Annotated in this window: 11 protein-coding genes; 6 read left to right on the top strand and 5 right to left on the bottom strand. The window is 67.6% G+C overall.

Annotated elements, in window-relative coordinates; all coding sequences use genetic code 11:
* The first annotated feature begins 343 nt into the window (after positions 1-343).
* Together ACWDZ7_RS39465 and ACWDZ7_RS39460 are read left to right on the top strand one after the other, a co-directional pair.
* Positions 344-1243, top strand: coding sequence for a replication initiation protein (locus ACWDZ7_RS39465; RefSeq protein ID WP_451803585.1), 900 nt, complete (start codon positions 344-346; stop codon positions 1241-1243).
* 86 nt (positions 1244-1329) lie between these two features.
* Positions 1330-1692 (top strand): hypothetical protein, encoded by a 363-nt coding sequence (locus ACWDZ7_RS39460; RefSeq protein ID WP_451803584.1) that lies wholly within the window; start codon positions 1330-1332, stop codon positions 1690-1692.
* Between the two features lie 142 nt (positions 1693-1834).
* Here ACWDZ7_RS39460 and ACWDZ7_RS39455 read toward each other — a convergent pair whose 3' ends face one another.
* Positions 1835-2455 (bottom strand): zinc finger domain-containing protein, encoded by a 621-nt coding sequence (locus ACWDZ7_RS39455; RefSeq protein WP_451803583.1) that lies wholly within the window; start codon positions 2453-2455, stop codon positions 1835-1837.
* Positions 2456-2611: 156 nt separating this feature from the next.
* On the opposite strand from ACWDZ7_RS39455, the gene ACWDZ7_RS39450 reads away from it, so the two are divergent.
* Positions 2612-3259: a hypothetical protein gene (locus tag ACWDZ7_RS39450; RefSeq protein WP_451803582.1), complete on the top strand. Its 648-nt coding sequence runs from the start codon at positions 2612-2614 to the stop codon at positions 3257-3259.
* Positions 3260-3392: 133 nt separating this feature from the next.
* On the opposite strand, the gene ACWDZ7_RS39445 is transcribed toward ACWDZ7_RS39450, so the two are convergent.
* Positions 3393-3935, bottom strand: a complete 543-nt coding sequence (locus tag ACWDZ7_RS39445; protein ID WP_451803581.1) for an AAA family ATPase — start codon at positions 3933-3935, stop codon at positions 3393-3395.
* A 206-nt stretch (positions 3936-4141) separates the two neighbouring features.
* Here ACWDZ7_RS39445 and ACWDZ7_RS39440 point away from each other — a divergent pair, with 206 nt between their 5' ends.
* Complete coding sequence (locus tag ACWDZ7_RS39440; RefSeq protein ID WP_451803580.1) at positions 4142-4831, top strand: hypothetical protein; 690 nt, start codon at positions 4142-4144, stop codon at positions 4829-4831.
* 69 nt (positions 4832-4900) lie between these two features.
* On the opposite strand, the gene ACWDZ7_RS39435 is transcribed toward ACWDZ7_RS39440, so the two are convergent.
* Positions 4901-5107: a hypothetical protein gene (locus tag ACWDZ7_RS39435; protein WP_451803579.1), complete on the bottom strand. Its 207-nt coding sequence runs from the start codon at positions 5105-5107 to the stop codon at positions 4901-4903.
* 94 nt (positions 5108-5201) lie between these two features.
* Between ACWDZ7_RS39435 and ACWDZ7_RS39430 the strand changes: the two genes are divergently transcribed.
* Positions 5202-5663: a hypothetical protein gene (locus ACWDZ7_RS39430; protein WP_451803578.1), complete on the top strand. Its 462-nt coding sequence runs from the start codon at positions 5202-5204 to the stop codon at positions 5661-5663.
* A gap of 55 nt (positions 5664-5718) precedes the next feature.
* Here the strand turns inward: ACWDZ7_RS39430 and ACWDZ7_RS39425 are convergent, their stop codons facing one another.
* Together ACWDZ7_RS39425 and ACWDZ7_RS39420 are read right to left on the bottom strand one after the other, a co-directional pair.
* Positions 5719-7029 carry a hypothetical protein gene (locus tag ACWDZ7_RS39425; RefSeq protein WP_451803577.1) on the bottom strand — a complete coding sequence of 437 codons (1311 nt, stop codon included), beginning with the start codon at positions 7027-7029 and terminating at the stop codon, positions 5719-5721.
* Between the two features lie 324 nt (positions 7030-7353).
* The gene (locus tag ACWDZ7_RS39420; RefSeq protein ID WP_451803576.1) at positions 7354-7794 is read right to left on the bottom strand and encodes a hypothetical protein; all 441 of its coding nucleotides are present in this window, start codon (positions 7792-7794) and stop codon (positions 7354-7356) included.
* Positions 7795-7865: 71 nt separating this feature from the next.
* Here ACWDZ7_RS39420 and ACWDZ7_RS39415 point away from each other — a divergent pair, with 71 nt between their 5' ends.
* Entirely contained in the window at positions 7866-8723 is an 858-nt protein-coding gene (locus ACWDZ7_RS39415) for an IS481 family transposase (protein ID WP_451803575.1), read from the top strand.
* Positions 8724-8726: the final 3 nt, after the last annotated feature.

Raw genomic sequence — 8726 nt, 5'->3', positions numbered from 1 at the left:
GCCTGGTCGCGCGCGGCAGCGAGAGCGGCGGACGCATCGGGAACCTCAGTACGTTCGTCCGGCGTGTGGATCTCCAACACCAAGAGCCGCCGCGACAACCTCACCACCGAACAACGCGCCACGCTCACCGAGCTAGGTGTTGAGTGGGCATGACTTTCTGTCTTGTCGAATGACTTGGCTCGTGACTGACTTTAAATATGTGGCCAGTGTGGAGACCGGGCGTGGCGGGTGCCTGGTGCAGCAGGGCCCGGAACCCCCAATCATCTGACTTGGTTCGTGACGGACTTTGAAGTTCTCGGCGTGTCCGGTCTCTCCGACTCGGCTGGGCCGGGATGATCAGCACATGAGCGTGGAGTTGCCTGCGGTGCAGTGGGACGAGTTGTGGTTGCCGTTGCGGCCGTATGCGACGAACCGTCTGCAGGAGGGGATCCGGCGGGAGCGGCGGCCGGTAGCGATGACGCGTCGTTACGTGGAGGCGAACCCGTCGGCCGTGAGCAATCTTCTCGTCGTGGATGTGGACCACTCGGATGCGGTGCTGCGGGCGGTGTCGTCGGTGGACTCGCATCCGCTGCCGAACGCGGTGGTGGAGAACCCGACCAATGGGCATGCTCATGCTGTGTGGGCTCTGGGGGAGGCAGTGACGCGGACCGAGTATGCCCGGCGCAAGCCGCTCGCCTATGCCGCTGCCGTCACCGAAGGGCTGCGCCGGGCGCTGGACGGGGACGCGGCGTACTCGGGGCTGATGACGAAGAATCCGCTGCACACGGACTGGAGCACTGAGTGGCTCCATGGCGGTCTCCACACGCTCGGTGGGCTGGAGGAGGCGCTGGGCTCTCATATGCCGCCCGCGCGCTGGCGGGAGACCAAGCGTTTCCGCACCAACATCACGGGGCTGGGGCGTAACTGCTCGATCTTCGAGACGGCCCGGACCTGGGCGTATCGCGAGGTTCGCCACCACTTCGGCAGCCCCGACACCCTGCACGCTGCCATCCATGCGGAAGTGCACACCCGCAACGCCGAGTTCACGGAGCCGCTGCCGGCCGTGGAGGCGCGTGCGATCGCCAACAGCATCCATCGGTGGATCACGACGCGGTCGAGGATGTGGAAGGACGGTGCAGCCGTCTACGAGGCCACCTTCGTCGCCATCCAGTCCGCCCGCGGCAAGAAGAGCGGTAAAGCGCGCGCTGCGCGCCGGGACGAACGCACCGCGGCGATGCTCGAGTACATGAGGGGGAAGTCTTGACGCAGGAGCCCAAGCGTGAGCGCCGTACTATGACGGCCCGTGAGCTTGCGGACCAGTTCGGAGTCTCCCCGCGGACGGTACTGCGGATGGTCGCCGAGGACCGCACGGCGTACGAGGGCCGGTCCCGGCAGCGTCGAGAGCAAATCGTCGAACTGCACCGGCAGGGGCTGAAAGGCTACGAGATTGCGCGTGAGCTGTCTGTCTCCGCCGGCCTGGTGTCCATCCGCCTCAAGGAAGCCCGCTCGGCTGGTGTCGATCTCACCCGCTACGCCGCTGCCGGTGAAGGGGAGCCCGACGAGCAAGCGCCGGACAAGCCGCACGAGGACGACCAGGAGCACGCCAACGAGCAGCACCACGACCGTCGTCGGGCGCAGCAGCAGTCCCCACGGCGATCACACGACCGCGGCCGACACGGATGCCTCGCTGCGCCGCCGCGGACGAATCGCTGAAACCGAACGCCGATCGCCCCAGGCCGGGGTTCCTAAGCATTCGTTTCCGGGTTGTGCAGCTACTTGGCCTCGCTGCCGTGGGCCGTCGCGTCTAAGCGTTCGTTGTTCAGTTCGCGGTCACCATGGTGGCGACGCGGCCGACCTATCCGTCGGCTCGTTCCCTCTCGACCGCATTCATCTTCCGGACCATGTCGATCTGCGCGCGGACCACGGCCTCGAACAGGGCATCCGGATCGCCGTCGGGCCCGGCGTTCGCGGACAGCAGCGCGGCGACGAGACTGGCGAGGACAGTGACCATGTCGGCAGTCCCCACCGGGCCGCGGACTTCGATCAGTTTGCGCACGGCGTCGTCGATCCGGTCCATGGCCTCCTCGCCCTGGAGGAACAGACCGAGCCGGTCGGCAAGGAACATGCGCACGACCGCCACCCCGTCGGCCAGGGCAGTGTCGACGTTGAAGTCGGCGCGGGCCTTCTCCGACTCCTTGAGCACGGCCGGGATCGTGTACGTCCGCTGCTCCGGGATGAGGCCATCCTTTCGCCACTTCGCGTACGGGACGGGGCCGACGGCGTCACGGCGCGCACGGTGTTCGTTGGTCGGTCGGCCGCCCGCGGTGCGGCAGGCGCGCCCCACGACCGCCTTGCAGGTCGGGCATTCGAGACGGCGCATCCACGAGCGCACGAGATCCATCTCAGCGTCGGAGCGCAGGTGCCGTCGCCACTCGCCGCCCCACGGGATGCTCTGCGGTCCGTTCTCCACGCCCATTGGTCCCCCTGGGTCCGGTGGTGTGTGCCGTCTTCGGTGCCGTGATGATGACCGTACCGGCGGTGATGCGCCTGATGGGATCGGTACGCCGGTGTGCTTCCGGCGGGGGTTAAGCGCTCGTTGCCCAGGGCGCGCCCGCAGCGGAATCCTGGAGGCATGTCACGGGGCATGGGAAGGGTGCAGCGGGCCGTCCTCGTGTATCTGCGCAGTGAGCCCGCCGGGCGCAGTCGGATCGACGGCGCCCCGAATCTGACGTCGGTCAGCCAACTCGCCCGCGTCGTCTACGAGGTGAGCAAGCCGAGCGACGCGCAGCGTGCTGCGGTGCGGCGGGCTGTGCGCGGCCTCCAGGACCAGGAGCTGATCGAGGTCCACCGTCGCGGTGTCGGCCGGACCTACCACCAGCGCCGGGCCCATCCGCGCCGAACGTATCCGCGCTACGAGTACCAGCTCGCGCGGTGCCCCGGGCCGCAGGAGGAGTGCGCCGGCTGCACGGTGGGCGACGTGGCACGCTTCAACTTCGACCGCGACGTCGTCGAACTGTTCGTGCACCACTTCGGCGGCCTCATGGAGGCGAACCGGCAGCTGTGGCGCTCCACCCTGCACGGATGGCATTGGTACCCGGTCGAGCAGCCCCGGCCCGAGACGGACTACCGCACATATGAGGTCGAGGTCACCGAGCTGTGCGCGCGGCGCGCCCTGATCGACGACGAGCACGCCCAGGCCGAACAGCAGGCGCACGCCTTCCTCGCGCCGTTCGTCGCCCGGATCCGGACAGCGCGCGGCGACACGGGCGAGAGCGCGTGAGGAGGTCGTACGGGATCAGGCGGGCAGCGCGTCGAGGGCCGCCTGCCACGGGGAGGCGTCGAGATCACCGTGGCGCGGCCGGTGGGGCGTGAAGCCAAAAGACGATACCCCGCCGGGCGTCCGAGCCCGGCGGTCAACGGTCGATCGCGGGCACTTGATCCAGGCCGGTGTCACGCAGGATCTGCTGGACGGTCTCATCCAGGGTGCTGGTCGCGCCGACGACGGTCTCCATGCGGTCGGGCAGCAGGTCGCGTTCCCGGTACCAGTCGCGCAGGTGGTGCTCGGTGACCTGCTCCAGGTACTGCAGGTCGGGCTTCGTCGCGTGGCGGACCAGCGTCTCCTCGAAGGCGATGTCCAGGTAGTAGCACCGTGTGACGCCCCGGTGGGCGCGCACCAGGTCCTGCAGCATCTCGCCGTAGCGGTCCGCGTACAGGATCCCTTCGACGACCGTATGGAATCCGGCGTTGAGCGCGTAAGAAGCTACCGAGCCGATCAGGCCGATGTTCGCGGCGCCGGGACGGTCGCGCTCGCGCAGCACAACCCGGCGCAGGTTGTCCTGGTCGACCAGGGCCAGATTGCGGCCGAACTTCTCGCGCAGGCCGGCCGCGACGGACGACTTTCCGGAGGCGCTGTTGCCGCGCAGTACGACCAGGCGGGTTTCTTCAGTTCCGAGCACGTCCGGCACGTTACCGACGGCCACTGACACACCCCTCCGGTGCCGCTGGTCGCGGCGTCCGGACGGGTGATTCCTGCCTCGTGTACGTGGGCGCGGCACTAACGGAGTGCGCCCAACTTGCCTGATTTTAAAGGGTATTGACCACCTTCAGATATTCTGTCATGTTTTGTTCGCCACTTCGGGGCGAACGACGAGAGAGGGATCTCATGGCACGACGAACCGAGTACGACGCGAGCCAGGCCGCGAAGCGTCTGCGGGTGCCCGCGGCCGCCTTCCGGTGGGCACGGCACACCGGGCTCGTCCCGGCGCCGGACGTCTCCTCGCAGTGGTCACGGGCCGCTGTGGAGGCGATGGACGCCGATACGATCCGGGTCGCGCTCCCGGACGGGCCGATCTCCGGCGGCACGGCGGCCAACGAGATCGCCGCGGCGCTGGGCACACCGAACCCGACTGCGTACGGCGAGAAGGCGAACGTGACGTCGTTCGTGGTCCGCCGGCTCATCGACCGCGGACTGCTCACCGAGCTGAGCGCCAACCCGGACGGCTCGCTGCTCCACCCCGGCCAGGTCGCGGAGGTCTGCCGGCGCGAGGACCTGGCCGAGCTCGTCGCCGCGAATACGCCGCTCGGCCCGAACCAGGCCGCCGAGCGGCTCGGCGTACGCAGGGTCGACTTCGACTGGATGCTGCGGCTGGGCTGGTTGACAGCTGCGGAGTCGGTCGAGGTCCGCTTCGGCACCAGCCGGGCCGGAGCGGTCGACGTCGCCCTGTTCACCACGGCGTCCGTCGAGGCGCTGCCCGCCGCTCACCCGGAGGTCGACTGGTCCGCTCTGCGGGCGGTCGGCAAGGGGCAGCGCTCGCCGCTCGCTGCCCTGGCGAAGGTGGGCGCCCCAGTGTGAGGGCGCCGAGGCCGGGCGCGCGGGCCTTCTCGGCTCCTGCGCGCCCGGCCGGGCCTGTGGCTCAGTCGTTCAGGGTCGGCGACGGCGGCCCGGACCTCCTGGTGGTGCAGGGGCAGGTTGCGGAGCAGCCGTGCGGACGTCGTCGTACAGGTGCGATTCGCCCTGCTTGACCCGGGTGGCATAGGTCTGCACGCAGTCGTTGCCGGTGTCGACGTCGTTCATGCCGCCCATGCCGGTGGGCATGCCGCCGGAGTTGTAGGTGGCGGCATAGGGCACTGCCCCACCGTGCCGATCGCCCGATAAGCTCAGGCGCCATCGGGCAGAAGATTTGGCCCGATGGCGCCTGTGACCCCATGGGGAGGGGGATGGAATGGCCGAGATGATCAGCTGTGAAGAAGTGCCCGTCGAAATCGACTTCTACGGTCTTTACCTACAGGACTGGGACGACAGCCAGGTCGCAGTCCCTTTCCCCGAGGGGTGGGAGGCAGGCCCGTTCCTGCGCGCGCGGCCAGGCCGCCTGGACATCACGAGCGGGGGGCACACTCACACCGCGGGTCTGACCGTCGAGGTGTGGGACGCGGAGCCGCCGGCACCTTCAGGCGACTGGGAGGAAACCGCGCTCACGGAGATTTCCACTGCCTCCGGGCAGCTTGAAGTCGGCGGTGTCGCCGGCGGGCCGATGCCAGATCCCATCCAGCTCTCGGACCGGGCCGGCGTCTGGAGCGTCCGCGTGGCCTGCAGGGGGCGGACGGAGGTCGCCGAGCAGGCCCGGCGCGGGGTTCCCGACGGTGTAGTGGAACGCTATGTCTTCCAGTTCTGGCCCCAGGCTTGAGCTTGCCGACCGGGGTAGGGGCACCGCCGCCCTCACCCCGGCCTGCAGGCCTCCTTCAGGACGTGATCTTCATGAGGAACCCGTCATCCGGTCCATCGATCATGCGGTTCAGGTTGTAGTAGTCACGCAAGAGGGTTCCGGCGGCGCCGTTCGCCTTCTTCGGCAGGGCCTTGACGCTGAAGTTGTAGCGGTCGGCCCGTGGATTGTGCTTCCACTCCGCTGCACCCTGATAGGTCGTGGCGAACGGGAACTCGTCGCACTCCTTCCTCCCGCCGTCGGAGTAGTTCTCCCCGAAGTATTTACGGCAGTTGTAGACTGCCGTGTTCCGGTTCTCTTTTCGCCGCGCCGTGTCTTTGTAGAGACGGGTCAACGGCTCATCCGCCTGGTTCCCCGGCAGGCGCTTACGGCTGAAGGGAGGCTGCGTTTGCCCAGGGTTGGTGTAGCCCAACTTGATGTGTTTCGCCACGTCCTTTTCCGGATCGCTGGCCTTAGTGCTGTAGCCGAGAGCGGTCGACACACTGAAGATGGCCGCTCCCTTACTACGGTTCGGCAGGTAACTTGCCTTGTCCCAGCGCGGCGGCAGGATGAACAAGTCACCCCCCGTCGGTCTGACCTCCCGCCACCCGGGCGGATAGGTCGTCTTGATGGTGGACTTATAGACGGCATAGATACCGTCATCCGTACCGCCCTGGCCAGCGGCCGCGGAGACGGTGTGCTTGAAGTTCCCGCCGCTGAGGAGCTGGACCCACGTCCTCTTCACCGGCATGGACGTCCCCACCCCGCCGTGCTTGTAACGGACACGGGCCGGCCAACTCTGTGCGATTTTGGCGTTGGTGGAGATGACCATCGCGGCAGCACCGTTCGTTCCCGTCGCCACGAACTCGGTGAAGTGGTAGGTGACGGTCATCGTGCGGCTGTTCTTCGGGATCGTCCCGATAGCCAGCACCGTGAAAGAACTCGTGCCGACCGGCAGATTGTTGCGCAACCATACCGTGGTGAACGTCTCACCCGAACACACCGCGAACCGCGACCTGACATAAAAGTCCTTGCCCGCCAGCCCCTTTGTGCACTGCTGGGCGGTCATCGTGTGCGGAGGTTCCGGCAGTCCGATCGGTGCCGCCCCTGCCCCCCGGCGAGGCAGCGCCCGTTGTGGAGGAGCCGTCACCGAGTCCCCCGCGGCCGCTCGTGGCAGTGCCTGACGAGCCGGACCGAGAGCCTCGCGCGGCAACAGCGGCCTGTCCGAGCGCTGCGCCCCCAAGGCCCGCAGCCGCTCCAGCGCCCCCGGCTTCCGAAACTCTTCCAGGTCCGGCAGCCTGCTCCCTACCGGGACGACGGTCGTGATGGCCTCCTGCGCGGGTTCATCCACCCCCCGTGCGCTCCCTATCGGCACGACTACCGATGCCAGCAGTGCAGGCAACAAGACTGCCGACATACGCAGACGCGATCCGCGAGTAGCAATTCTTCGCACCAAGCCCCCTCTTGCGGTCCTTCCGCGACCACCCCACGTGGTGCGGCGGTCACCACACATATCAGGAGGTGCAACGGCCCCGAGAAACGGCACCGCACGACTGGCGCAATCGCGCCTTAAGAATGGCGAGCAGCCCATAGCCACCCCGGCGAGCCCCCAACCCGACTGCCCCCAGACCGTCGTGTGCCGGCTAAGGGCTGTCCCGTAAATGACCTTCGAGGGCTATCCCATGACCGCTCGGGCCGCGTCGAGAAAGGCCAGTCTGTTGTCCTCCAGGTAATCGCGCACGCTCTCACCGTCGGGCAAGCCTTCCCACACGGTCCGGTTGAGGTCGAGGAAGTGCTTGCGTGCCGCGTCATACACATGCAGGGGGAACTGGATACGGACCAGCCGCTCCGCGACCCACAGCCTGTTCATGGCGTCTTGGGTCGCAAGGAACCAGGTGCTGGTGTCGTCCCAATCAGGCGGCCGGCTGTAGGCGGCGCGCTCCGCCTCGGCCGACACCTCGACGAACCGCTCCAACAGCGCAAGCCGCTCCGCCCGCCGGGCCTCCGACAACTCGGTCTGCTGCCGCCGCTGGTCCGTCCGCTCGGCTGACCGCTGCGTCGCAAACTGGATGAGGAAGGACAGCGCGCCACGATGATGTGTGAGGGCTCGGGACATGCTTGACGTTCTGTTCTCAGCACATCCTTGACGTCGTCGGCTCGTTGTTCCGCCCGGGAGAAGGGGGCGGGATGGATCCGCAGGAGCTGGTGGAGCACAGGTATCGGGCTGTGCTGGAGGTACTTGATGGTGCGCCGGTGGTCGAGGTGGCCTTGCGTTTCGGGGTGTCGCGGCAGACAGTCCACGCGTGGCGGAACCGCTATCAGGACCAGGGCGTCGAGGGGCTACGCGAACGGTCGCGGCGCCCGCGATCGAGTCCGAGCCGGCTGCCAGCCGACGTGGAGTCCTTGATCTGCGAACTGCGGCAACAGCACCCGCGGTGGGGAGCCCGACGCCTGGTTCACGAACTCGGTCAGCGCAAGGTGCAACCGCTGCCATCCCGGGGCACCGTTCACCGGGTCCTTTCCCACAACGGCCTGGTCAGCCACCAGGACCAGCAGCACAAGCGGAAATACCGCCGTTGGCAGCGGGACGCTCCGATGCAGTTGTGGCAGATGGACATCGTCTCGGGGGTGTTCCTGGCCGACGGTCGTGAGTGCAAGCTCGTCACCGGGATCGACGATCACTCCCGCTTCCTGGTCGTCGCCGAAGTCGTACTGCGGCCGACCGGCCGGGATGTCTGTTCAGCCTTCGTTGCCTCCATGCAGCGATTCGGAGTACCGACGGAGATCTTGACCGACAACGGCAAGCAGTTCACCGGCCGGTTCACCAAGCCGCGGCCCGCCGAGGTCCTCTTCGAACGGGTCTGCCGGGAGAACGGCATCGTGCAACGGCTGACCAAGCGACGGTCGCCGACGACAACAGGCAAGATCGAGCGGTTCCACCGCACCCTTCGCCAGGAGTTCTTGGACCACGTCGCACCGTTCGAGTCCGTCGCCGCCGCCCAGGAAGCGATCAACACCTGGGTCCACACCTACAACCACTCGTGACCG

Source organism: Streptomyces sp. NPDC003032, from assembly GCF_053591415.1.
The sequence above is the reverse complement of the archived record's forward strand: the minus strand, read 5'-3'. Positions and strand labels throughout refer to the sequence as shown.

What these genes read in the sequence shown, in the direction of transcription:
- ACWDZ7_RS39465 (WP_451803585.1), top strand. Translation starts at nt 344, where the DNA reads ATGAGCGTGGAGTTGCCTGCGGTGCAGTGGGACGAGTTGTGGTTGCCG.
- ACWDZ7_RS39460 (WP_451803584.1), top strand. Translation starts at nt 1,330, where the DNA reads ATGGTCGCCGAGGACCGCACGGCGTACGAGGGCCGGTCCCGGCAGCGT.
- ACWDZ7_RS39455 (WP_451803583.1), bottom strand. Translation starts at nt 2,455, where the DNA reads ATGGGCGTGGAGAACGGACCGCAGAGCATCCCGTGGGGCGGCGAGTGG.
- ACWDZ7_RS39450 (WP_451803582.1), top strand. Translation starts at nt 2,612, where the DNA reads ATGTCACGGGGCATGGGAAGGGTGCAGCGGGCCGTCCTCGTGTATCTG.
- ACWDZ7_RS39440 (WP_451803580.1), top strand. Translation starts at nt 4,142, where the DNA reads ATGGCACGACGAACCGAGTACGACGCGAGCCAGGCCGCGAAGCGTCTG.
- ACWDZ7_RS39430 (WP_451803578.1), top strand. Translation starts at nt 5,202, where the DNA reads ATGGCCGAGATGATCAGCTGTGAAGAAGTGCCCGTCGAAATCGACTTC.
- ACWDZ7_RS39420 (WP_451803576.1), bottom strand. Translation starts at nt 7,794, where the DNA reads ATGTCCCGAGCCCTCACACATCATCGTGGCGCGCTGTCCTTCCTCATC.
- ACWDZ7_RS39415 (WP_451803575.1), top strand. Translation starts at nt 7,866, where the DNA reads ATGGATCCGCAGGAGCTGGTGGAGCACAGGTATCGGGCTGTGCTGGAG.